The 26,477-nt window shown below is 70.1% G+C and carries 28 protein-coding genes and 1 riboswitch; of the genes, 22 read left to right on the plus strand and 6 right to left on the minus strand.

All coding sequences use genetic code 11. The annotated features are described in order from the left end of the window. Positions 1–12 precede the first annotated feature (12 nt). The 13 genes from ACLQ28_RS20585 to ACLQ28_RS20645 all read left to right on the plus strand — a co-directional run bounded on the left by ACLQ28_RS20585 (position 13) and on the right by ACLQ28_RS20645 (position 9,650). Positions 13–477, plus strand: a complete 465-nt coding sequence (locus ACLQ28_RS20585) for a MarR family winged helix-turn-helix transcriptional regulator (protein WP_425687899.1) — start codon at positions 13–15, stop codon at positions 475–477. 291 nt (positions 478–768) lie between these two features. Next, complete coding sequence (locus ACLQ28_RS20590) at positions 769–1,401, plus strand: CDP-alcohol phosphatidyltransferase family protein (protein WP_425687900.1); 633 nt, start codon at positions 769–771, stop codon at positions 1,399–1,401. Beyond that, the gene (locus ACLQ28_RS20595; protein WP_425687901.1) at positions 1,398–2,342 is read left to right on the plus strand and encodes a DUF881 domain-containing protein; all 945 of its coding nucleotides are present in this window, start codon (positions 1,398–1,400) and stop codon (positions 2,340–2,342) included. The genes ACLQ28_RS20590 and ACLQ28_RS20595 overlap by 4 nt, the downstream gene beginning before the upstream one ends. Then, positions 2,339–2,671, plus strand: coding sequence for a small basic family protein (locus ACLQ28_RS20600; protein WP_030327710.1), 333 nt, complete (start codon positions 2,339–2,341; stop codon positions 2,669–2,671). The genes ACLQ28_RS20595 and ACLQ28_RS20600 overlap by 4 nt, the downstream gene beginning before the upstream one ends. Positions 2,672–2,682: 11 nt before the next feature. Beyond that, positions 2,683–3,702 (plus strand): DUF881 domain-containing protein, encoded by a 1,020-nt coding sequence (locus ACLQ28_RS20605; protein ID WP_425687902.1) that lies wholly within the window; start codon positions 2,683–2,685, stop codon positions 3,700–3,702. Between the two features lie 60 nt (positions 3,703–3,762). Beyond that, complete coding sequence (gene gcvH, locus ACLQ28_RS20610; RefSeq protein ID WP_354996485.1) at positions 3,763–4,143, plus strand: glycine cleavage system protein GcvH; 381 nt, start codon at positions 3,763–3,765, stop codon at positions 4,141–4,143. Between the two features lie 214 nt (positions 4,144–4,357). Next, positions 4,358–4,810, plus strand: a complete 453-nt coding sequence (gene odhI, locus ACLQ28_RS20615; protein ID WP_007071101.1) for an oxoglutarate dehydrogenase inhibitor Odhl — start codon at positions 4,358–4,360, stop codon at positions 4,808–4,810. Positions 4,811–4,860: 50 nt separating this feature from the next. Then, positions 4,861–5,562 (plus strand): MerR family transcriptional regulator, encoded by a 702-nt coding sequence (locus ACLQ28_RS20620; RefSeq protein WP_425688066.1) that lies wholly within the window; start codon positions 4,861–4,863, stop codon positions 5,560–5,562. Positions 5,563–5,748: 186 nt separating this feature from the next. Then, positions 5,749–6,213 (plus strand): bifunctional nuclease family protein, encoded by a 465-nt coding sequence (locus tag ACLQ28_RS20625; protein ID WP_354996482.1) that lies wholly within the window; start codon positions 5,749–5,751, stop codon positions 6,211–6,213. 194 nt (positions 6,214–6,407) lie between these two features. Continuing rightward, a complete protein-coding gene (locus ACLQ28_RS20630) occupies positions 6,408–7,004 on the plus strand; it encodes a MerR family transcriptional regulator (RefSeq protein WP_425687903.1) in 597 nt (198 codons plus the stop codon). Positions 7,005–7,263: 259 nt separating this feature from the next. Next, on the plus strand, positions 7,264–7,662 hold the full coding sequence (locus ACLQ28_RS20635) for a group I truncated hemoglobin (RefSeq protein ID WP_425687904.1): 399 nt from the start codon (positions 7,264–7,266) through the stop codon (positions 7,660–7,662). 2 nt (positions 7,663–7,664) lie between these two features. Next, positions 7,665–8,846: a globin domain-containing protein gene (locus ACLQ28_RS20640; RefSeq protein WP_425687905.1), complete on the plus strand. Its 1,182-nt coding sequence runs from the start codon at positions 7,665–7,667 to the stop codon at positions 8,844–8,846. Positions 8,847–8,954: 108 nt separating this feature from the next. After that, a complete protein-coding gene (locus ACLQ28_RS20645) occupies positions 8,955–9,650 on the plus strand; it encodes a DivIVA domain-containing protein (RefSeq protein ID WP_425687906.1) in 696 nt (231 codons plus the stop codon). A gap of 167 nt (positions 9,651–9,817) precedes the next feature. Here the strand turns inward: ACLQ28_RS20645 and ACLQ28_RS20650 are convergent, their stop codons facing one another. Beyond that, positions 9,818–10,738 (minus strand): AraC family transcriptional regulator, encoded by a 921-nt coding sequence (locus ACLQ28_RS20650; protein ID WP_425687907.1) that lies wholly within the window; start codon positions 10,736–10,738, stop codon positions 9,818–9,820. Positions 10,739–10,816: 78 nt separating this feature from the next. Here ACLQ28_RS20650 and ACLQ28_RS20655 point away from each other — a divergent pair, with 78 nt between their 5' ends. After that, positions 10,817–11,920 carry an alpha/beta hydrolase family protein gene (locus ACLQ28_RS20655; RefSeq protein WP_425687908.1) on the plus strand — a complete coding sequence of 368 codons (1,104 nt, stop codon included), beginning with the start codon at positions 10,817–10,819 and terminating at the stop codon, positions 11,918–11,920. Between the two features lie 196 nt (positions 11,921–12,116). Here the strand turns inward: ACLQ28_RS20655 and ACLQ28_RS20660 are convergent, their stop codons facing one another. Together ACLQ28_RS20660 and ACLQ28_RS20665 are read right to left on the minus strand one after the other, a co-directional pair. Further along, positions 12,117–12,395, minus strand: coding sequence for a DUF1905 domain-containing protein (locus ACLQ28_RS20660; protein WP_357113245.1), 279 nt, complete (start codon positions 12,393–12,395; stop codon positions 12,117–12,119). A 22-nt stretch (positions 12,396–12,417) separates the two neighbouring features. Further along, positions 12,418–13,074, minus strand: a complete 657-nt coding sequence (locus ACLQ28_RS20665; RefSeq protein ID WP_425687909.1) for an NAD(P)H-binding protein — start codon at positions 13,072–13,074, stop codon at positions 12,418–12,420. A 145-nt stretch (positions 13,075–13,219) separates the two neighbouring features. On the opposite strand from ACLQ28_RS20665, the gene ACLQ28_RS20670 reads away from it, so the two are divergent. The 3 genes from ACLQ28_RS20670 (at position 13,220) to gcvP (ending at position 18,498) form a co-directional block, all read left to right on the plus strand. After that, positions 13,220–14,287, plus strand: a complete 1,068-nt coding sequence (locus tag ACLQ28_RS20670; protein WP_425687910.1) for a MerR family transcriptional regulator — start codon at positions 13,220–13,222, stop codon at positions 14,285–14,287. 277 nt (positions 14,288–14,564) lie between these two features. Beyond that, positions 14,565–15,416 carry an NAD-dependent protein deacetylase gene (locus ACLQ28_RS20675; RefSeq protein ID WP_425687911.1) on the plus strand — a complete coding sequence of 284 codons (852 nt, stop codon included), beginning with the start codon at positions 14,565–14,567 and terminating at the stop codon, positions 15,414–15,416. A gap of 87 nt (positions 15,417–15,503) precedes the next feature. After that, positions 15,504–15,602: riboswitch (glycine riboswitch) on the plus strand. Positions 15,603–15,675: 73 nt separating this feature from the next. After that, positions 15,676–18,498 carry an aminomethyl-transferring glycine dehydrogenase gene (gcvP, locus tag ACLQ28_RS20680; protein WP_425687912.1) on the plus strand — a complete coding sequence of 941 codons (2,823 nt, stop codon included), beginning with the start codon at positions 15,676–15,678 and terminating at the stop codon, positions 18,496–18,498. A 123-nt stretch (positions 18,499–18,621) separates the two neighbouring features. Here the strand turns inward: gcvP and ACLQ28_RS20685 are convergent, their stop codons facing one another. Beyond that, positions 18,622–18,822: a DUF5999 family protein gene (locus tag ACLQ28_RS20685; protein WP_007460326.1), complete on the minus strand. Its 201-nt coding sequence runs from the start codon at positions 18,820–18,822 to the stop codon at positions 18,622–18,624. A gap of 123 nt (positions 18,823–18,945) precedes the next feature. Here ACLQ28_RS20685 and ACLQ28_RS20690 point away from each other — a divergent pair, with 123 nt between their 5' ends. After that, entirely contained in the window at positions 18,946–20,220 is a 1,275-nt protein-coding gene (locus ACLQ28_RS20690) for a chorismate-binding protein (RefSeq protein WP_425687913.1), read from the plus strand. Positions 20,221–20,250: 30 nt separating this feature from the next. Next, entirely contained in the window at positions 20,251–20,760 is a 510-nt protein-coding gene (locus ACLQ28_RS20695; RefSeq protein WP_425687914.1) for a peptide deformylase, read from the plus strand. Positions 20,761–20,774: 14 nt separating this feature from the next. Here the strand turns inward: ACLQ28_RS20695 and ACLQ28_RS20700 are convergent, their stop codons facing one another. Together ACLQ28_RS20700 and ACLQ28_RS20705 are read right to left on the minus strand one after the other, a co-directional pair. After that, the gene (locus tag ACLQ28_RS20700; RefSeq protein ID WP_425687915.1) at positions 20,775–21,557 is read right to left on the minus strand and encodes a GNAT family N-acetyltransferase; all 783 of its coding nucleotides are present in this window, start codon (positions 21,555–21,557) and stop codon (positions 20,775–20,777) included. Beyond that, positions 21,557–22,330: a sulfite exporter TauE/SafE family protein gene (locus ACLQ28_RS20705; RefSeq protein WP_425687916.1), complete on the minus strand. Its 774-nt coding sequence runs from the start codon at positions 22,328–22,330 to the stop codon at positions 21,557–21,559. The genes ACLQ28_RS20700 and ACLQ28_RS20705 overlap by 1 nt, the downstream gene beginning before the upstream one ends. Before the next feature lie 184 nt (positions 22,331–22,514). Here ACLQ28_RS20705 and ACLQ28_RS20710 point away from each other — a divergent pair, with 184 nt between their 5' ends. The 3 genes from ACLQ28_RS20710 to ACLQ28_RS20720 all read left to right on the plus strand — a co-directional run bounded on the left by ACLQ28_RS20710 (position 22,515) and on the right by ACLQ28_RS20720 (position 26,465). Then, positions 22,515–23,294 carry an endonuclease/exonuclease/phosphatase family protein gene (locus ACLQ28_RS20710; protein WP_425687917.1) on the plus strand — a complete coding sequence of 260 codons (780 nt, stop codon included), beginning with the start codon at positions 22,515–22,517 and terminating at the stop codon, positions 23,292–23,294. Between the two features lie 110 nt (positions 23,295–23,404). Then, positions 23,405–24,205 (plus strand): alpha/beta hydrolase, encoded by an 801-nt coding sequence (locus tag ACLQ28_RS20715; protein ID WP_425687918.1) that lies wholly within the window; start codon positions 23,405–23,407, stop codon positions 24,203–24,205. 151 nt (positions 24,206–24,356) lie between these two features. Next, positions 24,357–26,465, plus strand: coding sequence for a M14 family zinc carboxypeptidase (locus ACLQ28_RS20720; RefSeq protein ID WP_425687919.1), 2,109 nt, complete (start codon positions 24,357–24,359; stop codon positions 26,463–26,465). The last annotated feature ends 12 nt before the right edge of the window (positions 26,466–26,477 follow it).

The following is a 26,477-nucleotide window of genomic DNA, read 5'->3' on the forward strand; positions in this document are numbered from 1 at the left end:
AGGGGACATCAGGTGGAGCGACCTGCGGATCTCGCCGCGGCGATCGACGCGGCTGCCGGGACACTGATCGCTGTGCTCGACTCGGCCGCGTCGCGGCACCAGGTGCCGCCCACGCAGTTGCGGGTACTGACCCTGATCAGCAGCAGATCGGAAACCAATGTCAACGGCTTGGCGGAGCTGCTCGATGTGGTGCCTTCGTCGGCGAGCCGCCTCTGCGACCGGCTGGAGGCGACCGGTCTGCTGCGCCGGGTGCCCGATCCGCGTGACCGGCGTGAGGTGCGGTTGGTGCCGACCGCGGCCGCGCTGACTCTGCTAAGGCAGTTGGCCGAGCAGCGGCACCGAGCGGTGCAGTCGGTGTTGGATCGGATGCCGGCGAGGGTGCAGCACGATCTGTTGTTGGCGTTGGTCGCGTTCGGTCGGGCGGCGGCTCAGTCGGTGCCCGAGCAGCAGACGGATCCGGTGGTTCAGACGGCCTGAGCCCGACCACCTCATCCTCTAGTATCCTAGGACGCTTTACGCGTGGTGATCCACGCCACAGTGCGGCAAAGCCGCACCGACCCGCACATGGCGGCGCCCGGGGCGCCGAGGGAAGCCCGATATAGTGACAGCGCACTTACCCGGCCCGTGATCATCGAGATCGCGGGCCGCGTCAGGGAAGAGGCCCCGCCCGGGGCCGTAGGGGAGCCGGCGCTGGCCGGCCCGACAGCGCGTACGACCCTCCGCCGCGCCCGACGTCGGCGGGGGCCTGCGTGCCGTGGAGGAGGATCGGTGTCGCGTCGGCCGGCTCGGGCAGAGCAACCGCCGGACACCGGTGACGAGGCCCCCGGTAACCAGGTGCTCACCGTGCCCAACCTGATCAGCTTCGTGCGGCTGCTGGGCGTCCCACTCTTTCTCTACCTGTTCCTGGTCGAGCGAGCCGACGTGGCGGCGATCGTCGTCCTGGCCATCGGCGGCACCACGGACTGGGTCGACGGGTGGATCGCCCGCCGCTTGCACCAGGTGAGTCGCCTCGGGGAGCTGCTCGACCCGTTCGCCGATCGCCTCTACATCCTCGCCACGCTGGTCGCCTTCACCGCGCGGGAGGTGGTGCCGTGGCAGTTCACCGCGGCGCTGCTGGCCCGTGAACTGCTGCTGCTCGGCTCGCTGGGGGTGCTGCGCCGCTTCGGGTACGGGCCGCCGCCGGTGCACTACGTGGGCAAGACCGCCACGTTCCTGCTGCTCGCGGCGTTCCCGGTGCTGTTGTTGGCCACCGAGTGGAGCGCGGCGGCGACGGCGACGGCCGCCATCGGTTGGGCGTTGGCCTGGTGGGGGCTGGTGCTCTACTGGGTGGCCGGTGGGATGTACGTGGTGCAGGCGGCTCGGCTGGTGCGCGCGGCGCGCGGCCGTGGAGCGGCGGCGTGAGCGCGCCACGGCCCGGGAAACCCCGCCAGGACCGGGTGTACGCGCCGGATTTCCTCACCGAACTGTTTCGCAACCCGTTGGACCCGGGGTACGCGGATGCGGCGGCTGCCCGGCGAGGCTCGGGGTCCGGTGAGCCGGCCCGGGGGTGGCGTGCCTGGCCGACACGGTCGGTCAGCCTGGTCGTGGTGGTGATGCTCGGTTTCCTGTTCGCGGTCGCGTACCGACAGACGTTGGCGGACGAGCCGGGGCGCAGCAAGGCCCGGTCCGGTCTGGTGGCGCAGATCCGGGATCGGGAGAGTCAGACCGATCGGTTGTCCACGCGTGCGGACCAGCTGCGCGAAGAGGTCAGTCGGCAGCGGGACGCGGCGTTGAGTGGGTCGGCCGCCGCCCGGTTGCGGGACCTGGAGGCGAGCACGGGGCTGGGTCGGGTGCGCGGCGATGGTGTGGTGGTGCGGTTGGCGGACGCACCGGACAACGCGGACGCGGTGACGGGTGCCGGCGCTGGGCCGTCGCGGGTGCTTTACAGCGACCTGCAGGGGGTGGCGAACGCGTTGTGGAGTGCTGGCGCGGAGGCGATCGCCATCAACGGGCAGCGGTTGACGGCGACGTCGACGATCCGGTCGGCGGGTGAGGCGATGCTTGTGGATTTCCGGCCGGTGACCGGGCCGTACGAGGTGTCGGCGATCGGTCCGGGTTCGCTGCGGCGCAAGTTTGAGGACAGCCCTAACGCGGATTTGATGCGGGATGTGGCGCAGAAGACGGGTTTGTCGTTCGGTGTGCGGGAGTCGGACGACCTCACCCTGCCGGCGGCACCGGAGCCGCAGCTACGCTACGCGAAGCCTTCGGTCAGTCCGAGCCCTTCTGCGTCGGGTGTCCCGTCCGGCAGTCCTGGGTCGTCCGGCCCGAAGACGACCACTAGCCCCTCCGGAGGTGGCCGATGATCGCGGTGCTGGCGTTGCTCGCCGGTGTGGTGCTCGGTGTGTGGCTTGATCCCACGGTGCCGGCGGCGTTGCAGCCGTACCTGCCGATCGCGGTGGTGGCCGCGTTGGACGCGGTGTTCGGTGGTGTGCGGGCCAGGTTGGACCGCATTTTCGACGACAAGCAGTTCGTGGTGTCGTTCATCTCGAACGTGCTGGTTGCTGGTCTGATCGTGTATCTGGGTGACCAGTTGGGGGTGGGCGGGCAGTTGTCCACCGGTGTGGTCGTCGTGCTGGGGGTCCGCATCTTCGGCAACGTGGCGGCGATCCGTCGGCACCTGTTCCGGGCGTAGGTTTGACAGCGATGAGTGACGAGCAGACCGACACGGGGACCGGGTGGCCGCAGCCGGCGGGGCCGGCGCGGCCGGGTGGGCCGGCGGGTGAGCCGGATCCGCGGCCGGATGCGCCGGATCCGGACGAGTTGAGCCCGTTGGCTCCGCAGGAGCCTGTGGAGCCGGAGCAGCCGGACGAGGATCCCGCTGTGGAGCCGGTTGATGATGGTGCGACGGTGGACCTGAGGGCGGTGTCGCGGTCGGGGGAGCCGGTGGCGGGGTCCGACGGGTTGGCGGAGCCGGCCGTGGAGTCGGAGCCGGCCGTGGAGTCGGCGGCGCCGGTGGCGGCGGGTCGGTCCCGGTTGAGTACGGCCGGCGTGATGATCGCGGCGTTGTTGGCGTTGCTGGGCTTCACGTTGGTGGTGCAGCTGAAGACGACGTCGACGGATCCGACGTTGGGGGCGACGCGCCAGGAGGACCTGGTCCGGATCCTGTCGGATCTGGATGCGCGGGAAAGCCGTCTCCAGCAGGACATTCGTGCCCTGGAAGACAGTCAGCGGCAGTTGCGCTCGGGTGAGCAGGGCCGTCAGGCGGCGTTGGACGAGGCGACGCGGCGGGCGGACGAGTTGGGCATCCTGGCCGGTACGTTGCCGGCGGTCGGGCCGGGGTTGACGGTGCGGTTCGACGCGGCGACCAAGCCGATCACGGCGAACCGGGTGCTGGACGCGGTGCAGGAGCTGCGGGGCGCGGGTGCGGAGGCGATGCAGATCTCGGGGAGTGACGGGGCGACGGCGCGGATCATCGCCTCGACGTACTTCCTGGGTGGGGAGAACGGGCCGCTGGTGGTGGACGGTCGTCGGTTGGCGGCGCCGTACACGATCACGGTGATCGGTGATCCGGCGACGATGCGTACGGCGTTGAACATTCCTGGTGGGGTGGTGGCGTCGGTCCGGGGTGTCGGCGGTAACGTGACGTTTGGGGAGCATGAGGTTGCCGAGGTTTCGGCAGTGCATGCTCCGATTAAGTTGGAACACGCCCGTCCGGTCTCCTGACCGGCGCGGCCGCGCCGGGCCCGGGTGGTCCGGGGCACCGATGGATGAAGGACGCGTCTGGTGATTCCTGAGGATCTGCGATACACCGCCGAGCACGAGTGGGTGGCGGGTGACGGCACGGGTTCGATCCGTGTCGGCATCACGCACTTCGCGCAGGACGCGCTGGGTGACATCGTGTACGTGCAGTTGCCCGAGGCGGGCGCGGTGGTCGCGGCCGGTGATTCGTTGGGCGAGATCGAGTCGACCAAGAGTGTGTCGGAGATCTACGCGCCGGTGGCCGGTACGGTTGCGGCGCGCAACGAGGCGTTGGGTGACACCCCTGAGCTGATCAACACTGATCCGTACGGTGAGGGTTGGTTGGTGGAGATCACGCCGAATGATCCGACGGCGACGGACGGGTTGTTGACGGCTGGCGCTTATCAGAAGATCACCGAAGGCTGAGTGTGCTTGATCCGGTGCGTGGGCTGTCTGCGCGCGTCCGGTTGCCCTGCATTTCGGCGCTGGCTAGGCTCGCCCAGTCGACCGAGAAACCAATAGTTGAGCGTTGCGGAATTGCCTTCCCGGGCACGGGGAGCCAGCCGCCGGGTGAACGATCGCCCGGCGGCCAGACCCGCCATTACCCGACGCCGACCGAACAGATCCGTGAGGTGGTCCCATGACGCGGCCAGACGACGAGTTCCCCCCGCTCGACGTCACTTCGACGCTCAATCTCGGTTCGCTCGACGAAGTGCTTGAGGGGCCGGACACCGATGTGGTTCCGAGCCGGATGTCCGGTTCGTTGCCGCCGGGTATGGCGCTGCTGGTGGTTCGTCGAGGCCCGAATGCGGGTGCCCGGTTCTTGTTGGACCACGATGTGACGACCAGTGGCCGGCATCCGGACAGTGACATCTTCCTCGATGACGTGACGGTGTCGCGTCGGCACGCGGAGTTCCACCGTGACGGTGGCACGTTCACGGTGCGGGATGTGGGCAGCCTCAACGGCACGTATGTGAATCGTGAGCGGGTTGAGGCTGCCACGTTGAGCAATGGTGACGAGGTTCAGATCGGTAAGTTCCGGGTGGTGTTCATCGCCGGTCCGCGCCCGGAGGAGGAGGCCGGCCGGGGGTGAACGAGCCTGCGGCCTCCACGTCACCCGGGGCGGCTCGGTCTCAGCCGCTGATGAGCATCGGTGAGGTGCTTGGGCAGTTGCGGGTGGATTTTCCGGACACCACGATTTCGAAGCTGCGGTTCCTTGAGGCTGAGGGTTTGGTCGAGCCGCAGCGGACGGCGGCTGGTTACCGGAAGTACAGCTGGGACGATGTGGCGCGGTTGCGGTTCGTGTTGACCGCGCAGCGGGACAAGTACCTGCCGTTGCGGGTGATCCGTGAGCAGTTGGCGGAGTGGGACTCGTCCGGTGAGCAGCCGGGGCGGTCGCGGCCGGCGTTGGTGGCGGTTGGTCCCGATGGTGCGGTGCCGGGTCGTGAGTCTGTGGAGCCGGCCGAGTCGTCGCAGGTGCGGCTCGGCCGGTCGGATCTGGTGTCGCGTAGTGGGATCGACGAGTCGACGTTGGTGGAGTTGGAGCGGCTCGGTGTGCTGGTGTCGGATCCGCCGGGTTGGTATGACGCGGACGCGTTGATCATTGCGTCGGCGGTGGCGGGTTTGGCGTCGTACGGGTTGGAGCCGCGGCACCTGCGGGGTTATCGGACGGCGGCGGACCGTGAGGTTGGTTTGTTCGCGCAGTTGGTGGCGCCGTTGGCGCGGCAGAGTGATCCGGCGGCGCGGGCTCGGGCGGCGGAGACGGCGCGTGAGTTGGTGGCGTTGTCGGAGCAGCTGCATGCGGCGTTGGTGCGGGTGGGTTTGCGTTCGACGTTGGGTCGTTGAGGGTGCCCGGCGGGTGGGTGGCTGAGCGGAAAGATCTCTTCCGGGAAGCGTGCCGTAGGCTTGCCGGGGTAACCCCTTTCTGGCGCGGACGTGGTGCTGTAGCGCATGGGACGGCCGTGTCGCGGTCCGTGTACCGTGCAGGGAAGGGTGCGGTGCGGCGTAGGTGACAACGACACGGAGGCGGCGGTGCGCGAGCTGAGCGTGGTCGGAGTTCGGGTGGAGCTGCCCAGCAACCAACCGATCGTCCTGCTCAGGGAGGTCGAGGGGGACCGCTACTTGCCGATCTGGATCGGCGCGGTCGAGGCGACGGCTATCGCTTATGAGCAGCAGGGGGTCAAGCCGGCCCGGCCGTTGACGCATGATCTTCTGCGGGACGTGTTGGCGGCGTTGAAGGCGCCCTTGCAGGCGGTGGAGATCACCGAGCTCAAGGAGAACGTCTTCTACGCGGATCTGTTGATCGGCGATGGGGTGCGGGTGTCGGCGCGGCCGAGCGATTCGATCGCGTTGGCGTTGCGTGTCGGTGCACCGATTCGTTGTGCGGAGCAGGTCCTCAGCGAGGCGGGGATCATCATCCCTGATGAGCAGGAGGACGAGGTGGAGAAGTTCCGTGAGTTCCTGGATCAGGTGCGTCCGGAGGATTTCGCGGGTTGAGGTGGGCTTCGGCTCTGGTTCCCGGTGTCACGGTGTGTGATTCTGGTGCGGTTGGTGATCTTTCTCGGTGGCTGCGCGGCGTGTCGCGTCGGTTCCTCCGTGGTAACCCCTGAAGGTGGCTATAGGGTTTGCCGTGTCGAGGGGTGCGCGTCCCGGAAACGACGCGTCGCCGCACTGACGGGGAGGTTGTCCGGATGCACGAGCCGCAGGATTCCGATCCGGGTGGAGAGTTGGGCGAGTCGGGTGCCTCGTCGCCAGGTGTGGCGACTGAGGGTGACGGTTCGGTTGGCTACCGGGGTGTGACGGCCTGCCAGGCGGTGGGCATCAGCTACCGGCAGTTGGATTACTGGGCGCGGACGACGCTGGTGGTGCCGAGCGTGCGTGACGCCTCTGGTTCGGGGACGCAGCGGTTGTATTCGTTCCGGGACCTGGTGGTGTTGAAGGTCGTGAAGCGGTTGTTGGATGCGGGGGTGTCCCTGCAGAACATCCGTAAGGCGATCGAGGCGTTGCGGTCGCGTGGTGTGGAGGATCTGGCCGGGATCACGCTGATCTCTGACGGGACGACGGTGTATGAGTGTCGGTCCCCGGAGGAGGTGGTCGACCTGTTGCAGGGCGGTCAGGGTGTCTTCGGGATCGCGATCGGTGGTGCTTTCAAGGAGATCCAGGGGTCGTTGTCGCATTTGCCGGCGGAGCCGGCGACGAGCGGCCCGGTGGAGCCGGCGGTGGCGTCGGAGTCGGATCCGGTGGGTGACGAGTTGGCGGCGCGGCGGGCGCGTCGGCGGGCTGGCTGAGCGCCGGAACGTTCCGTTTTTTTCGGGCTGGTTTTCTCGCAACGGACGGTAACGGTGGGTCAAGTCGGTGGGCTTTTGTGCTCCACTGTGGATACTGTCGGTGTCATTGTGGTGGCCGACTGTGGAGATGCCAGTCGGTGGTGGTGACGGTGCGTTCCGGGCAGCTGTCGGGAATGCGATAGGGCGGCGCTGACCGGAAGCGGTTGACACGCTATGGTCCGACACGGTTATCGACCCTCCACCCCCGGAAGGAACGACCGTGACGGTTACTGAAGAGACCGCCCCTGTCTCGCACTACAACCGCATTGGCGGTGCCAGTTCGGTCAAGGCGGCTGTTGAGCTGTTCTACGACAAGGTCCTCGCCGACCCGGAGTTGGCGGGTTACTTCACCGGTGTCGACATGCCGGGTCAGCGGCGGCACCTGGCGTTGATGTTGACCGTGGTGCTGGGTGGCCCGAACGAGTACACCGGTCGCGGGTTGGCCGAGGCGCACCAGCCGTTGAACATCACGGTGGAGCACTACGCGAAGGTGGGCGAGCACCTGACGGCGACGCTGACCGAGCTGGGTGTGCCGGCCGACATCGTGGCCGACGTGCAGACGGTGCTGGGGCAGGTGCAGGACCAGGTGGTGGCCTCCGGGAACCGGTCGGACGCCTGAGCGTGGACGCGGCCCGACTCAAGCAGAGCTGGTCAGTGGTCGCCGGCAACGGCGACCAGGTCCCGCTCTATTTCTACTCGACGTTGTTCCTCGCTCATCCTGAGACGCGGCAGATGTTCCCGACGAACATGGCCGGGCAGCGGGATCGTCTGGTGACCGCGTTGGGGCACATTGTGTCCAATGTGGACCAGGTGGACCGCCTCGTGGGTTTCCTGCAGGATCTCGGCGCGGACCACCGCAAGTTCGCGGTACGCGCGGAGCACTACCCGGCGGTCGGTGAGGCGCTGTTGGCGACGCTGCAGCATTTCCTCGGGGAGCAGTGGACCGACGAGTTGGCTCAGGAGTGGACGGCCGCGTACGGGTTGGTCGCGCAGGTGATGATGGAGGCCGCGCAGGCCGCCGAGGCGGTGAACCCGCCGTGGTGGGTGGCCGAGATCGTGGCGCACGAGCGGCGGGCGTTCGACGTGGCCGTGTTGACGGTGCGTCCGCAGTACCTGTTGCCGTTCACCCCGGGTCAGTCGATCGGGGTGTCGCATCCGTCGGTGCGTTCGTGGCGGTACTACTCGCCGGCGAACGCACCGCGGGCGGATGGCACCTTGGAGCTGCATGTGCGGGCCGCGCCGGGTGGCGCGGTGTCGTCGCGGCTGGTGTACGGGTCGGCGGTGGGGGATCGGATCCACCTGGCGGCGCCGGTGGGCGAGCGGCTGGGATTGTGGTCGGCTGGTTCCAGTGATCTGTTGTTGCTGGTCGCGGGTACGGGCTGGGCGCCGGTGAAGGCGTTGGTGGAGCAGGTGGCGGCGGAGGGTTCCCGCCGGCGTGTGGACCTGTATGTGGGGGCCCGTTCCCGCAGTGAGCTCTACGACATCGACGCGATCGACAAGTTGGCGTCGTCGTACCCGTGGTTGACGGTGACCTACGTGGTGGGTGCCGATGTGAACCGGCCGGGGGAGTTCGTGCAGGCGGTGGACCGGGCGTTGGCCGACGGTGACTGGCGTTCCCGGCACGTGTACGTGTGTGGGTCGGACGAGATGGTTTCGCACGCGGTGCAGGCGTTGGGCCAGGCGGGTTTCCACGCGGGTCAGGTGCACCACGAGGGCCTGGGTAGTCAGTGGTACGGCCCGGCTTGGCGTACGACGGTGCAGCAGTCGCCCGTCGGTGACACTTCGGGAGGTGGGCACAGGTGAGCGCGAGGAGTGAGCTTGCGAGCCCCGCAGTCGCGAACGGAGGCGAGCACAGGTGAGCGCGAGGAGTGAGCTTGCGAGCCCCGCAGTCGCGAACGGAGGCGAGCACAGGTGAGCGCGACCCCGATCAGCCGGTATGACGGGATGCAGGTTTCCGGCGGTGTGCAGGTGCGGATCACCGCCGATCGGGTGCGGCGGTGGGAGTTTGGTGCCGCGTCGTTCACCCGGCGTGGGTATGACAATGCCGACGTGGACCGGTTCCGGGTGCAGGTCGCTGATGAGTTGGACCTGCTGGCGACGCAGATCGCGACGCTGCGGGCGGAGAATGAGCGGCTGAACGACCGGGTGGAGTTGCACCGGCACGGGGTGATTCCGAGCACGGCGGCGGCGGGGAAGGTCCCGGCGGCGCGGGAGGTGAATCTGCTGTCCGCGGCGCAACGGGAGGCGGAGCAGATCATCGCGCAGGCGCATGACTATGCGCGGCGGGTCGCCGAGTATGCCCGGGTGCAGTACGAGAGCTACATGCATGCGGCGGAGGCCGATGCGAAGCAGGCGGCGGAGCGGGCGGTGACGGAGTACCGCAGCGCGGCTGGGTCGAGCTTCGACGACTCGGTGGCCACTCGGGAGGCGTTGCGGATTTTCGGCGAGATGATGGTGTCGCACATGCAGGCGGCGGCCCGACATCTCGACGATGGCAGTGAGCAGCTGGCCCGCACGATGGACCGGATCGCGGCGGAGACGCCGGGGGTGCCGTTCGCCGTTGGTGCGGAGGGGCAGGCGGCGTTGCCGCGGCACCACCAGCGGTGAGGCCGGCGGGTGGGGTCCGCTGATGCTCCCCACCCGCCGGTGCTGGTGGGCCGGCTGGTCGACAGCCGGGGCAGGATCCGGGCGTGCGGGGTTTCCTCGGCGCGGGCGCAGGTTTCGTAGAGCATCCGTCACAGCGCTCGTCGGAGCTTCGCCGTCGGCGCCGCTGGTCAGGACGTTTGTCGGAGCCGGTGTCGGTAGCGCAAGGGCGCCTCTCCTACCTCTCGTTTGAAGGCAGTGCTGAAGGCGCTTTCCGATGTGTAGCCAAGTTGCACGGCGAGGGCCCCGATCCGGACGTCGGCGTCGCTTAGCGCCCGCTGGGCCAGCAGCATCCGCCAGGAGTTGAGGTAGGTCAGAGGGGGGACACCGGCCACGGAGCGGAACCGCACGGCGAACGACGTCCGCGACATCGCCGCCGCACGGGCCAGTTCCTCCAACCCCCAGGGCCGGCCCGGTTCGCGGTGCATGAGGGTCAGCGCGGGACGCAGCCGGTCGTCGGTCAACGCCCGCAGCCACCCCGGCGGCAGTTCGGCCTGGCCCAGGTAAGCCCGAAGCACCTCCAAGATCAGCAGCTGGGCGTGCTGACGTACGGCAAAGGCAGCGCCCAGCCGCTCGGCCGTCACCTCCTCGACCAGGCGGTCGACGCACGCCCGTAGGGCGGGCGCGGCGGCGTCGCAGGAGCGAATGAGCGCCACGGGCGGCAGCGTCTGCGTCAGCAGCGCCGCGCCGGCCTGGTTGAGCTCGACGTGGCCGCCGAGGATGACGTCGTCGACGGCGAAGTCCGCGCCGCCGACGCGCAGGGCATAGTGTCCCGGCTCGGGCGCGAACTCCGCGGGCGGGCCGTCGCCGGTTCCGCCCTCGGCACGCAGCCACGAGCGGCCGGTCAGGACCGCGACGTCACCGGCCTCCATCTCAATCGGGGCATCCAGCCCGTCGGTCGACAGCCAGCACCGGCCACGCACCATCACTGTCAACTTCAGCGGGCTCGCGATCACCGACCGCGTGACCCAGCGTCCTCGCACCGCGAACGCGCCGGAGACCTGGCTGCGCACTTCAAGGAGATCGAACACCTCGGACAACTGATCAACCATCACGGTTTTGAACTATCGCGAAGGAAATCCGCACCGTCAAGCATTCAAAGTTCGTCCGATCTCGCTCACGCTGGATGCATGACCCACTCCTCGGAATTCCAGCGGCCGCTCGGCTCCGGCTTCGCGGCGGCGTCGACGGCAGACGAGGTGCTCGCCGCGGCATCCACCCGGACAGTGGGAACGACTCGCAAGGAGCACTCCATGGAACTCAACGACTCTGCAAAAGACCCGTCGACGTACGCTGCGGGTCTCCCGGTGACGGACCCTGAGCCCGTCTACTCGTACCACCCCGTCCTTATCGATGTTCCGGGGCGCCCGGTCTCGCTGGCGGTTCGCGTGACGGCTCCGGCCGTCGGCAGTGATCTGCCGGTCATCGTTCTCTCGCACGGGCACGGCCCGTCGACCTTTGTCTCCTCGTTCTACGGGTACGGTCCGCTGGTCAACTTCTGGGCCGCGCACGGCTTCGTCGTGCTCCAGCCCACGCACCTCGACGCCACCTTCCTCGGCCTGCGAGAGGCCGAGGACCCGGACGCGCCGCTGTACCTCACGTCACGCGCCGACGATCTCCGCCAGGTCGTGGACCACCTCGGCGAGATCGAACGCGCCGTTCCGGGACTTGCGGGTCGCCTGGACACCGGCCGCATCGCCGCCGTCGGTCACTCGGCCGGCGGTCACACCGTCGGCCTGATCTCGGGCCAGACCATCACCGACACCAGCGACGGGTCAACGGTCGGAGCCGTCGACGCCCGTTTCAGCGCCCGCGTCATGATCGCCGCCCCCGGCTGCGGCGAAGACCTGAATGGCCTAGCAGCGCAGCCCTACGTCGCACTCACCAGCACCAACTTCGACGGCATGACGCCCAAGGTGCTCATCGTCGTCGGCGAGAAGGACTGGCACCCCTTCTTCTCCAACCGGCAGGACTGGCGCAGCGACCCCTACACCGCGGCGCCCGGGCCGAAGACCCGGCTGGAAATCTTCGACGCCGAGCACGGGCTCGGCGGCATCTCCACCTTCGACGCGGCCGAGACCACCGACGAAAACCCCGACCGAGTTGCCGCCGTACGCGCGCTCATTTGGGCCTACCTGCGCAGCGAGCTCTACCCCGAAGACCCGGCCTGGACGCGGGCCATCGCAGCGCTCGCCGACAGCACCACACCCATCGGACGCGTCGAGTCGAAGTAGGCCCTGCGTGCGCGACAGCGCCGCATGGACCAACAGCGCATCACAGCAGGCCAGCGCGTCACGTCCGCTGACCTAGACGGTGGTGGGCGCGCTGATCTGCTCGGCGGCTTCGTGCGGCAGCCGCTATCGCCCCAGTGCGCCCACTGCTGCGCGGTGAGCCGGTGACCGTTCACCCCTGCCGGCGGGCCGGCTGCGGTCAGCTGAGGCGTTGCTCGAGGTGGAAGGTGACTTCGGCGCCGGCTTCGCTTTTGCCGATGGCTTTGCACAGGGCAGCCCGGATGGGTAGCCAGTGCGGGCCGGTGCCGGAGGGCATGAGGGTGGCGTTGAACGGGTGACCGTCGATCGTGCCGGTGACCTTGACGGCGCGGCGGGTGCCGAGCAGTTCGGCGGAGTCGGGCACGGTCACGTAGGTGGCGAACGCGCCGTCCTTCTCGATGGGCGCGGTGAAGCGGTGGTCGAGTGGTTGCGGGTCCATGTGGTTTTCCTCCGAGGTGCGGTCAGGTGGTGGCCGCGTGGACGGCGTCGGCGATCGGTGTGGACCCGCCGACGAGTTCCAGGGTCGCTCCGGTGGTGCCTGGTTCGTCGAGCAACGCGACGAGGACGTGGGCGACGTCGGCGCGGCTGATCGCGCCCCGGCCCGCGTGGCGGGTGAGGGTGACGCGGCCGGTGGGCTGGTCGTCGCTGAGCCGCCCGGGGCGTAGCACCGTCCAGGCCAGGTCGCGGCCGCGTAGGTCGTCCTCGGCGGCCTTCTTGGCCCGCAGGTACGCCGCCCACACCTCGTCGGTGCCGGCGGAGGGTGGGGCGTCCACGCCCATCGAGGAGATCAGCAGGTAGCGGCGGACACCGGCGCGGGTGGCGGCGTCGGCGAGCAGCGCGGCGGCGCCCCGGTCGACGGTGTCCTTACGGGCGGCGCCGCTGCCGGGGCCGGCACCCGCGGCGAAGACCACGGCGTCGGCGTCGGCGAGGTGCGCGGCGACCTCGGCGACGTCGGCGTGTTCCAGGTCGCAGATGACGGGGGTGGCGCCGGCGGCGGCCAGCGTGGGGGCCTGCTCGGGGTTGCGGATCAAACCGACGGCGCTGTCACCGCGCCCGGCGAGGTGGCGCTGCAGCAGTAGGGCGATCTTGCCGTGGCCTCCGGCGATGACGACACGCATGCGCCCAACCTACCGGCGGTGTCGGTGGGAGACGCGATACCAGGGGCCGGTTGGTTTCCTGGGTTGCGCACTTGACCTTGCCCTTTGGGCAACCCCCAACCTGGTGCGTGCCGGTCGCTGTGGCCGGCACGAGGAGGATGTCGACGTGGAGCTGTTGACCATCGGGGCGTTCGCGCAGGCGGCGAGACTGACGCCGAAGGCGTTGCGTCTGTACGACCAGGTGGGGCTTCTGGTGCCGGCCACGGTCGATCCGGAGTCCGGATACCGGCTCTACGACCCGGACCAGTTGCCGTTGGCGCGGCTGGTCGCCCAACTGCGCCGCATCGGCATGCCGCTGGCGACGATCCGCACCGTGTGTGGTCTGGAGCCTGCGGCGGCGGCTGAGGCGATCACCGCGTACTGGCAGCAGGTCACCGCCGATACCGCGGCTCGGGCGCGGCTCGCCACCTTCCTCGTGGATCACCTTTCTGAAGGGGGTACCACCATGTCTCAGACGAATCCGACCCTTGCCGTCCGCTGCGCCGCTGGTTGTGACACCGGGATCGTGCGCGACAGCAACGAGGACGCCGCGTACGCCAGTGGGCGGTTGTTCGCCGTCGCGGACGGCGTGCGCGGACCGGGCGGCGCCGCGGCCAGCGCCGCCGCCATCGACGCCCTCAAGCCGTTGGAACTCACCGATGCACCGGCCGTTGATCTGCTGACGATGGTGGCCGCTGCGGTCACCGACGCCGATCGGGTCGTGCGGGGGTTGGCGACCGACGAGCACCAGCCGGCCACCACCCTGACCGCGCTGCTGCGCAGCGGCTCCCAACTGGCCCTGGTGCACATCGGTGACACCCGGGCGTACCTTCTGCGCGGCGGTGAGTTGTCCCTGCTCACCCAGGACCACACCTGGGTGCAGGCTCAGGTGGATCAGGGCAAGCTCGACCGGGAGCAGGCCGCGGCGCACCCTCAGCGCGCCGTGCTGGTGCGTGCCCTCGGTGGCGGACAGCAGGTCGAGGCGGATCTTGCGCTGCGCACCGCCCTGCCCGGTGACCGGTACCTGCTGTGCTCCGACGGCCTGTCCGCTGTCGTGGACCGTGCCGACCTGCTGTCGACGCTGAGCGCGGCAACCGATCCCGAGCAGACGGTGCGGAACCTGATCGGTCTGGCTCAGGCCCAGGGGGCGCCGGACAACATCGCCTGCGTCGTCGCCGACGTCGTCACCGCGTAGAGCGGCCAGCCACCGGCGCCCAGACGAGCAGGTCGTGACTCAAGATGGGGCTGCGGGCGCAGCGAGGGACGCTCGGCATCCGCTGTGGCTGCCTGCCATGAGGGTGTGCTGTTGAGCGGTATACCTCAGAGGTATGAATATGACTCTGAGGTATACCGCTCACTGCCGCATCCGCCCTGACGGAGGTGACCGACGGTCACCGCCGGCTGCGGCTGCGCCCACAGCCGGGGCCCGGCTGCCGTCGGCGTCGGCGGGTGGGTTGAGGCAGCATTGAGGGATGACGGAGAGCCTCGACCTGTTGACCTCGCTGGTGGCCGGCGGTGGGGTGGTGGTGCTCAGCGGCGCCGGCCTGTCCACCGAGTCGGGCATCCCGGATTACCGGGGGCCCAGCGGCGTGGCGCGGCGGCACACCCCGATGACCTTCCAGGCGTTCACCCGGGATCCGCTCGCGCGGCGGCGCTACTGGGCGCGTAGCCACCTGGGATGGCGGTTGATCGCGGGTGCGGCGCCGAACGCCGGGCACCGGGCGGTGGCGGGGCTGCAACACGCCGGTCTGGTCGACGCGGTGATCACCCAGAACGTCGACGGTCTGCACGGCGCGGCCGGCAGCACATCGGTGATCGAGTTGCACGGTCGTCTGGATGAGGTGACCTGCCTGGACTGCGGCAACCTGACCTCCCGGGAGGAGTTGGACCGGCGGCTGCGCGAGGCCAACCCGGACTTCGTGGCCCAGGTCGCCGCGGTCAACCCGGACGGTGATGTTGATCTCCCTGATGAGCAGGTGGCGGCGTTCCGGCCGGTGGACTGCGGGATCTGCGGCACCGGGATGTTGAAGCCGGACGTGGTGTTCTTCGGGGAGACGGTGCCGCCGCAGCGGGTGGCGCGCTGCTTCGCGGCCGTGGAACAGGCCCGGTCGTTGCTGGTGCTCGGGTCGTCGTTGACGGTGATGTCCGGGCGCCGTTTCGTGATTCGGGCGGCGAAACAGGGCATCCCGGTCGCGATCGTCAACCAGGGGCCGACTCGTGGTGACGGCCACGCCACCGTGTGCGTCGACGCGCCGCTGGGTGCGCTGCTGCCGGAGTTGGCCGCGCGGGTCGGAGGTGTCGCGGCGACGACGGTCGGGGTGTGACCGCGCAGACGCGCACCGCTGCGGGCGGGAGCCAGGGGTAGGACATCTGCCGGAAACACCGGCGCTGGTAGCGTTGACCATGCCGGTAACACCCACGTGGGAGAGACCGCCCGACAGCACGCAGGGCGGCGCCGAAGGGGCAAATCCTCCCCGGAACCTCTCAGGCAAAAGGACCTCGTGGGCAGGCACTGTGGAGCGCCCCTGTGGGTGTGACAGAGGGGGAGGCCGACACGTCGACCTCGCCCCCGGGAGTGCCCCCATGACCGCAGAGCAGTTCGCCACCCGTCACATCGGTCCCGGCCCCGATGATGAGCGCCGGATGCTGGAGGTCGTCGGACACGGCTCGATCGACGAGCTGATGGACGCCGCGATCCCCGAGGTGATCCGCTGGCACGGCATCCTCGACCTGCCGGACCCGGCCACCGAGGCCGAGACGATCGCCGAGCTGCGGGCCCTGGCGGCGCGCAACACCGTCGCCGTTTCCATGATCGGCCTGGGTTACCACGGCACGCACACCCCGGCGGTGATCCGCCGCAACGTGCTGGAGGACCCGGCCTGGTACACGGCGTACACGCCGTACCAGCCGGAGATCAGCCAGGGCCGCCTCGAAGCGCTGCTGAACTTCCAGACGATGGTCACCGACCTGACCGGGTTGGCCACCGCGAACGCCTCCATGCTCGACGAGGGCACCGCCGCCGCGGAGGCGATGACCCTGGCCCGCCGCGCGTCCAAGAGCAAGAGCCCGGTGTACGTCGTCGACGCCGACGCGTTGCCGCAGACCATCGCGGTGATCACCAGCCGGGCGGAGCCGCTCGGCATCGACGTGCGGGTCCTCGACGTCGATGCCGACGAGTTGCCGGCGGAGTTCTTCGGCCTGCACCTGCAGTACCCGGGGGCATCCGGGACGGTCCGCGACCACGTGACGCTCATCGAGGCGGCGCACGCCGTCGGCGCCCTGGTGACCGTCGCCGCGGACCTGCTGGCGTTGACGCTGCTACGCGCACCGGGGGAGATCGGCGCGGACATCGCCGCCGGCACCACGCAGCGTTTCGGCGTACCGATGGGCTTCGGTGGGCCGCACGCCGGTTACCTGGCGGTGCGTTCGGGCCTGGAGCGGATGCTGCCCGGGCGCCTTGTCGGGGTGTCGCGCGACGCGGACGGCAACCCGGCCTACCGGTTGGCGTTGCAGACCCGTGAGCAGCACATCCGGCGGGAGAAGGCCACCAGCAACATCTGCACCGCGCAGGTGCTGCTCGCGGTGATGGCCGGCATGTACGCGGTCTACCACGGCCCGGACGGGCTGCGGGACATCGCGACGCGTACCCATGACATGGCGGCGCGGCTCGCGGCCGGGCTGCGCGCCGGCGGCGTGGACGTCGCGGACGTCGCGTTCTTCGACACCGTCACCGCGCGGGTGCCGGGTGCGGCGGCGACGGTCGTCGCGGCGGCCGCCGAGCGGGGCGTGAACCTGCGGCTGGTCGACGCCGACCGGGTGGGCGTGTCGTGCGACGAGACGACGACCGTCGCGCACCTGAGCGCGGTGTGGGCGGCGTTCGGTGTGGCGACCTTCGACGGCGCCGTCGACGCCGCCCTGCCGAGCGGTCTGCGCCGCAGCAGCGACTTCCTGACCCACCCGGTGTTCCGCAGCCACCACTCGGAGACGGCGATGCTGCGGTACCTGCGGCGGTTGTCGGACTTCGACTACGCCCTGGACCGGGGCATGATCCCGCTCGGGTCGTGCACGATGAAGCTGAACGCCACCACGGAGATGGAGCCGGTCAGCTGGGCGGAGTTCGCGCACATCCACCCGTTCGCGCCGGACGACCAGACCGTCGGGTACCGGGAGATGATCGGTCAGCTGGAGTCGTGGCTGGCGGAGGTGACCGGCTACGACGCGGTCAGCGTGCAGCCCAACGCCGGGTCGCAGGGTGAGCTGGCCGGGCTGCTGGCGATCCGCTCGTACCACGCGTCGCGGGGTGAGTCGCACCGCGACGTGTGCCTGATCCCGTCGTCGGCACACGGCACGAACGCGGCGTCGGCGGTGATGGCCGGCATGCGGGTCGTCGTGGTGGCCTGCGACGACAACGGCAACGTCGACCCGGTCGACCTGGACGCGAAGATCGAGAAGCACCGGGACACGCTCGCCGGGATCATGGTGACGTACCCGTCGACGCACGGGGTGTACGAGACGGGCATCGCGTCGCTGTGCGCGAAGGTCCACGACGCCGGTGGGCAGGTGTACGTCGACGGGGCGAACCTCAACGCCCTGGTCGGGTTCGCGAAGCCGGGCAAGTTCGGGGCGGACGTGTCGCACCTGAACCTGCACAAGACGTTCTGCATCCCGCACGGCGGCGGTGGCCCCGGTGTCGGTCCGGTGGCGGTACGCGCGCACCTGGCGCCGTTCCTGCCCGGTGACCCGCTGGGCGCGCACGTCGACGCGACGCCGGCGATCTCGGCGGCGAAGTACGGGTCGGCGGGGATCCTGCCGATCCCGTGGGCGTACCTGCGGATGATGGGCGCCGAAGGGCTGACCCGCGCCACCGGCGTGGCGGTCCTCGCGGCGAACTACGTGGCGGCGCGGCTGCGGGAGCACTTCCCGGTGCTGTACACCGGCAACAAGGGCCTGGTGGCGCACGAGTGCATCCTCGACCTGCGGCCGTTGACGAAGGCGACCGGGGTGAGCGTCGACGACGTGGCGAAGCGGCTGATCGACTACGGCTTCCACGCGCCGACGATGTCGTTCCCGGTGGCGGGGACGCTGATGGTGGAGCCGACCGAGAGTGAGGACCTTGCCGAGCTGGACCGGTTCTGCGACGCGATGATCGCGATCCGTGCCGAGATCGAGCAGGTGGCTTCGGGGCAGTGGTCGGCGGGGGACAACCCCCTGGCCAACGCGCCGCACACCGCGGCGATGGTCAGCGGTGACGAGTGGTCGCACCCGTACCCGCGGTCGGTGGGCGCGTACCCGGCCGGGGTGGACCGGGCCGGGAAGTACTGGCCGCCGGTGCGGCGGATCGACGGCGCGTACGGCGACCGGAACCTGGTCTGCTCGTGCCCGTCGCCGGAGGCCTTCGAAGACTGACAACGGGCGAGCCGGGGCGGGCGGTGTGGCCGCCCCGGCGGGCGCCGCGACCTGGGCGGGACGTCCCTTACCGGGGGACTAGCCTGGGTCGACGGCGGCTATTCGGTGACGCTGGGTGGTCGTTCAGGCCACGAGGGCGTGGCGGGCGGGGCCGCGGTGCGGTGCGATGCTGCTGCCGTCGGGGAGCAGCTCGCCGGTGTCCTCGAAGACGATGACACCGTTGCAGAGCAGGCTCCAGCCCTGCTCACGGAAGCAGGCGAGGACTCGTGCGGCTTCCCGGTCGGTGGCTTCAGCGGAGGGGCAGGTCGGTTGGTGCTGGCACATCAGGGTCTCCGGACTGTGGGGGCACTGTGTCATGGTTCACATGACCAGTGACGCACAGTACCAAGCGAAAGTGTCCAGCATCGAGCAGGTGTCGGCCTGGCGCACGGGAAATCCACTGAACGGATGAGGAAGGTCGGACCGTACGGCGTGGAAACGCTCCCAAAGGTGTGCGCCGCGGACAGCGGCCCGGCTGGATATGCCGCGGACAGCGGCCCGGCTGGATATGCCGCGGACAGCGGCCCGGCTGCGTTGGTCGATGTACCCGCGGCACCGGCCGCGTGCCGAGGCGCGCTCACCGAACGCGCCCGCCTGCAATGGCGCCTCGGCGACGGCGGTGACCCCGCCGCCCTCGCCGAGGAATTCCTCGCTGCGCACGGCCTGCCACTGCACGACCTCACCCGACCCGCCCCCACCCACCACGACACCGGGGCCTGCGGCGCCGCGCTCTACCTGTCCGCCGCGGCCGGGGCCCTCCTGGCCGGCGCACCCACCACGGCACCCGAGCCCGCACCGGTGCTGCCCGACCTCACCGTGGTCGTCTACGACCACCGCCGCACCCCGGTCACCCCACCCCGGCCACCATCAGCGTGGTGGCTCGGCGCATGGACCGAAAGCTGGACGCCCCGCCAACACGCCGACGCCGTCACGTGCGTCCGCGCCGCCATCGGCCGCGGCGACGTCTACCAGACCAACCTCGTCGGGCACGCCGCCGCCCCCTACACCGGTGACCCACTGCCCGCCCTGAGTCGCCTCGGCGCGCTCCCCGGCGCCCGCTACGGCGGCGTGCTCACCGGCGACGGCTGGGCGATCGGCTGCGCCTCCCCGGAAACCCTCGTCGAGGTCAGCGACGGGCACCTGATCACCCGACCCATCAAGGGCACCCGCCCGGCCACCGCCGCCGGCCGCACCGAACTCCTCGCCAGCGCCAAGGAACGCGCCGAACACATCATGATCGTCGACCTGGAACGCAACGACCTCGCCCGCATCGCCCGCACCGGCACCGTTCGCGTCGACGACCTGTTCGCCGTGCGCCGCTGGTGCGACCTGTGGCAGGCCGAGTCGACCGTACGGGCCGCCGCCGCCGACGGCCTCGGCCTCGCCGACCTGCTGCGCGCCACCTGCCCCGGCGGCTCCGTCACCGGCGCGCCGAAACACGCCGCCCTGGCCCAGATCAACGCCCTCGAACCCGTCGGTCGAGGTGCCAGCATGGGCGCGCTGGGCTGGGTCGCCCCCGGCCGCGTCGACCTCGGCCTGACCATCCGCACCGCCGCCGCCGACACCGAGCTGCTGCACACCTGGGCCGGCGGCGGCATCACCTGGGACAGCGACGCAGACGCCGAGGTCGCCGAAGCCGCCGCGAAGACCGCCCCGATCCGCGCCACCCTGGCCGGACGCTGACCCCGCCACCACCGCAGATACGCTGAGCGCATGACCATGCGGCCCATCCGGATCATCGGCGACCCCGTCCTGCGCACCGAATGCGAGCCGATCACCACTTTCGACGCCGAGCTACGTGCCCTCGTCACCGACCTGATGGACACCCTGCTCGGCGCCCCCGGCCGCGCCGGCGTCGCCGCACCACAGATCGGCGTCAGCGCCCAGGTGTTCGTCTACGACGCCGACGGTCACCGCGGCCACCTGATCAACCCGACCCTCGAGCTGTCCGACGAAGTCCAGGACGACGAAGAGGGCTGCCTGTCCATCCCCGGGTTGTACTTCCCGACCGTACGGGCCCTGCACGCCACCGCCCACGGCGTCGACCAGCACGGCGAACCGCTCACCATCACCGGCAGCGGGTTCCTCGCCCGCGCCCTGCAACACGAGACGGACCACCTGCTCGGCACCCTCTACGTCGACACCCTGCGCGGCGACACCCGCCGCCGCGCCCTGCGCGAGATCCGCGCCGGCCGCTTCGACTCACCCAGCCGCCGCCGCTAGAGCCGTGAGGGCCGTCAACGTTCAGCCGTGAGGGCCCTCAACGTCCACTCGTCGTAGTCGGCGACCCGGGTGAAACCCACCCGCTCGTACAGGCGCACCGCGGCCACGTTGTCCGCCTTCACATTCAACGTCACGTGCTCAACGCTCTCCCGCAGCCGCGCGCACAACGCCGCCACCACCGACGCGCCCAGCCCCCGCCCCCGCCAGCGCGGATGCGTCGTGACGTTGCCCAGGGCCGCCACCCGGTACGCCGGCGAGAACACGTGCACCCCGGCCACCGCCACCAACGCACCGCCCTCGCATACCCCCACGTACTGCCCGGTCTGAAGCATCCGCTCGTCGAACCAGTTGCCCGGGTACGCCTGCGCGTACAACTCACGCACCTGCGGCAGGTCCGCCGCGCCGAGCACCACACCCGCCGGCGCCGCCGCACCCAACCGCGCCGGGTCGGTCAACGCCATCCGGTGGTGCCGGCCACCCGAGGCCAACCGGAACGACCCGGCCAGAGCATCGGTCAGACCGGGGGACAGGTGCGCGTACAGCCGGGCGGGCAGCACCGGCGCCAACTCCGTCAGCAACACCGCCAACGCCTGCGTGTCCGCCGGCGCGGCGAACGCCAGCAGCGTCGGCACGTCGACCCCGTGGTACAGCAACGCGACCTGCTCACCCCGACGAAACCACGACGTGTACGGCCAGAAGAAGTCGTCCAGGTCGCCCAACTGGTAGGCGTGCAGCACCGGGTCACGCCCCAGCAACCGCGCCAGGACCGCACGATCATGCTCCGCGCGCACCGGCATCAGCGGGCCACCCACTGGTCATGGCCGAGCTTCACGACCAACGCCACCACCACCACCAGCAGCACCACCCGCACGAACCCCGACCCGCGGCGCAACGCCATCCGCGCCCCCAGCACCGCGCCAGCGATGTTGCACACCGCCATCCCCGCGCCCAGCAACCACCACACGTGCCCGGTCACCCCGAACACCACAAGCGCACCGAGATTCGTACCCGCGTTGACGACCTTCGCCATCGCCGAGCCGTGCACGAAGTCCGCGCCCACCAGCGCGGTGAACGCCAACACCAGGAACGTGCCGGTGCCCGGACCGATCAGCCCGTCATACAGGGCGATGCCCACCCCGGCCACCGCGATCACCGCCGCCACCCGCACCGGGGTCCGCCGCTGCGGCGCCGCCACCACCCCCAACCGGGGACGCAGCAGCACGAACACCGCCACCGCCACCAGCACGACCAGCACCACCGGCCGGTACGCCGACGCCGGCACCGCCCCGGCGAGCGCGGCACCCACACCCGCGCTGAGCACCGCCAGCCCCGCCGCCGGCGCCACCACCCGCCAATCGACCTTGGTCCGGCGGGCGTACGTCGCCGCCGCCGTGCTCGTACCGAAGATCGCGGCCAACTTGTTCGTGCCCAACGCGGTCGCCACCGGCAACCCCGGGGCAGCCACCAGCAACGCCGGCAGCAGCAACAACCCACCACCACCGACCACGGCGTCGACCCACCCGGCCATTGCGGCAGCGGCCAGCAGAGTACTCAGCGATACGGCGTCCACGGGCGGCAATTCTCCCCACCCGGCCGCCCCCGACAGGCACCGGAGTGGCCAGCCTCACCCAGTCAGCGACCCCGCGTACGCCGCACCCACACCCCTAACGCGCCAACCGCCACGAACACCAGCACGGAACACAGCAACACCTTCACCACCCGGCAACCATGCCACGGGGACGTAAGGTGCAGGAGTGCGCCTGGCCACCTTCAACCTGCTGCACGGGCGGTCCCTCACCGACGGGCTCGTCAACCCCGACCGACTCGCCGCCGCCGTACGCGACCTCGACGCCGACGTGCTCGCCCTGCAGGAAGTCGACCGCGACCAACACCGCAGCGGCAACCTCGACCTCACCACCATCGCCGCCCAGGCCCTCGACGCACCCCAGCACCGCTTCGCCGCAGCTCTCGTCGGCACCCCGGGCGAACAGTTCCGCCCGCTGCGCCACGACGACGACGGGCACGGCGAACCCTGCTACGGCATCGGCCTGATCAGCCGACACCCGGTCCGCAGCTGGCACATCACCCGACTCAAGCCCGCCCCCGTCCGCTCACCGATCTACGTCCCCGGCCCCCGCGGCGGCCTCATCCTGCTGCACGACGAACCCCGCGTCGTCCTCGCCGCCATCCTGGACACCCCACACGGCCCACTCACCGTCGCCGCGACCCACCTGTCCTTCGTGCCCGGCTGGAACGCCCGCCAACTCCGCCAGACCGTCCGCGCCCTGCGCGCGCTGCCCGGCCCCCGCGTCCTGCTCGGCGACCTCAACCTGCCCGCAGGCCCGGCCCGGCTCATCTCCGGCTGGCACCCCCTGGGCCGACGCCCCACCTACCCTTCCGGGCAGCCCCGCGTCCAACTCGACCACATCCTCGCCGACCGGCACGCCCTCGACCAGCTCCCACCCGTACGCGCCGTCACCGCACCACCGTCCACCATCTCCGACCACCGCCCCCTGCTCGTCGACCTCGGCTGAAAGTCGTCGCCCGGATAAGCCGCCATCGCGGGTCACGAATGTCTAGGGTGGACCCACCGACACCACCGCCGTTGCGCCATCGCCACCCCCGGGACACCACGGAGCTGACCATGAGCGACACGCCGGACACGATCGTGCTCATCCACGGATTCTGGGTCACCCCCCGCAGCTGGGAACACTGGGTCACCTACTACCAGGCCAAAGGCTTCCGCGTGCTCACCCCGACGTACCCGGGGCTGGAAGTCGAGGTCGAGGCGCTCAACGCCGACCCCAGCCCCTTGGAGACGCTGACCGCACCGCAGGTCATCGAGCACCTCAGCGCGGTCGTCGAGGCGCTGCCCAAGCCGCCGATCATCATGGGTCACTCCGCCGGTGGGGCGTTCACCCAGGTGCTGCTCGACCGGGGGTACGGCGCCTCGGCGGTCGCCCTCAACTCGGCGCCCACCGAAGGCGTCAAGGTGATCCCCTTCGCACAGCTGCGCTCCACCTTCCCGGTGCTGAAGAACCCGGCCAACCGGCACCGGGCCGTCGGGTTCACCTTCGAGCAGTGGAACTACGCGTTCACCAACACGTTCGACGAGGACGAGGCCCGCGCCCTGTACGAGCGCTACGCCATCCCCGCCGCCGGCGGCATCCTCTGGGACAGCGTCCTGGCCAACCTGCTACCCGGCCCGCAGGACATCGCCGTCGACTACCACAACGACCAACGCGCGCCGCTGCTGTTCATCTCCGGCTCCGAAGACCACATCATGCCGCCCAGCGTGCAACGCTCCAACGCCGCGCACTACCAGGGCGACACCATCACCGAGGTCGAGCTCTACGACGGCTACGCCCACCTGCTGCCCGCCCAGCGGGGCTGGCAACAGATCGCCGACCACGCCCTCGACTGGGCCCTGCGCCACGCGCGCTGAGCACCGCGCCGCGCGCCCACACCATCACCGCCTGACCACGGCGGGGGAGCGCGACGCCCGAATCGCAAGAATTTCCTCAAGATCATTGCATCGATGGACCCCGACGATCATGCTGGCCGATACACGCCACGATCATCTCGTCGGAGGCCACATGAGACACCAGCGACCCACCCTCATCGCCGTATCAACCCTCATCGCCGTCACCCTCACCGCCGCACCCACCCCCGCCAACGCCCAGAGCGCGGCGCAACCGAACCAGGTCAGCGCCCTCACCGTCCGCCAAGCCGACGGATTCGCCACCCTCGCCTGGCAACCCGTCGACGGTGCCACCGACTACCAGATCGAACGCACCCCCGTCGACGCCAACAGCACCCCCACCGGCGCACCCACCATCGTCGGCGTCTGGCGACCCAACCGCCAGATCAACCAACAGGCACCCACCTTCGCCGACGCCGGCTTCAACCCCGGCGACACCTTCCAATGGCGGGTCCGCGCCCGCGCCGGCACCACCGAACAGCCCTACTCCGACCCGGTCACCGCCACCACCACCGCACCCTGGGGTAACCCCGAAAGCCCCGGCCAACAACTGCGCACCCAATGGGAAACCACCCACGCCGCGCAATACACCAGCGACACCAACGAGTACGCCTACACCGAAGCCATCGACGCCCTCAGCGACCGCGTCCGCGTCGTCGAACTCGGCCGCACCGTCCAGAACCGACCCATCAACATGCTCGTCATCGGCAACCCCGCCCCACCAGCCACCCCCGCGGCCGTCGCCGCCACCGCCCCGGTAGCCGTCAACTGCAACGTGCACGGCAACGAACCCGGCGACCGCGAAGCCTGCCTCATCATGGCCCGCGAACTGGCCTTCAGCACCGACCCCCGCGTCACCGACCTGCTCAGCCACACCACCGTCCTGATCGTCCCCACCATCAACGGTGACGGCCGAGCCGCCAACACCCGAGGCAACTCCACCGGCCAGGACCTCAACCGCGACTACTCCCTGATCCGCCAACCCGAAACCGCCGCGTACATCAAAATGGTCCGCGACTACCGACCCGTCGCCGGCTACGACGGCCACGAGTTCGGCAACTCCCGCGCCGGTGACCTCCCGATGCTGCCACCGCGCCACCAGAACGTCGCCCAACCCATCTTCGACCAGTCCCAGGACATGATCGAAGGCCACATGTACACCAAGGGCGCCGAAGCCGGCTGGTGGGCCTGCCCCTACGGCTGCGAAGGCGGCGGCAACGTCGGCCTCAGCGAGGAAACCATCCTGCGCAACACCCTCGGCCTCAAGAACGTCACCAACTCCCTCCTGGAACTGCGCAGCTCCGGCGGCCCGACCCGACCCGACGAGGGCAACACCGCCAACAACCGGCGCCGCAAGACCTACTCCGCCCTGTGGACGTTCCAACAGTTCCTCGACTACCACCGCGCGGACCTCGCCGACATCCTGAAAGCCCGCACCGAATCCATCGAAATCCAGGCCGCCAACACCGGCCGACTGGTCTTCCGCGGATCCCGCCCCATCCCCGCCCACCCGGCACCCCACCCCGGCGACAGCCCGCCACCGCTCGACGCGCCCCCCGCCAACCTCATCCTCGACAACGCCCCCTGCGCCTACAAACTCACCGACACCCAGTACAACGGCGCCCGCACCGACGGACCCGGCGGCGTCGGCACCACCGTCGCGCAGCGCATCGCCGCACACGGCTGGAAGGTCATCAAGACCAGCGACGGCTACTACGTCCCCCTCAACCAACCCGAACGCGGCCTCATCCCACTGCTCCTCGACTCGCTGGGCGTGGAGAAGCTGACCGACGGCGAACGCATCTACCCGACCCTCACCGGCCGACGCAACGGACCCCTGACCGTCTCCGGGTTCACCTGCGCCGCCAACGCCACCATCAACGGCCCGGTCACCGTCCGGGCCGGCGCGGCACTCGTCACGACCGCAACGACCATCAGCGGCCCCGTCACCGCCACCGGCGCCGCCGGCGTCCTCCTCGCCGACAGCACCGTCAACGGACCAGTTCGCATCGCGAACACCACCGACGCGGTCTCCATCATCGACGTCACCATCGCCGGACCAGCCGACCTGTCCGCCAACACCACCGGCACCGACACCCCACTACTGGCCGGCACCACCATCCGCGGCCCGCTCACCTGCACCGGCAACAGCCCCGCACCGAGCAACCTCGGCATCACCAACACCGTGCACGGCCCCCGCACCGCCCAGTGCGCGGCGCTGTGACCGTCAGCTAGC

The sequence above is a fragment of the Micromonospora sp. DT201 genome (genome assembly GCF_049841575.1).
Classification (GTDB): domain Bacteria; phylum Actinomycetota; class Actinomycetes; order Mycobacteriales; family Micromonosporaceae; genus Micromonospora.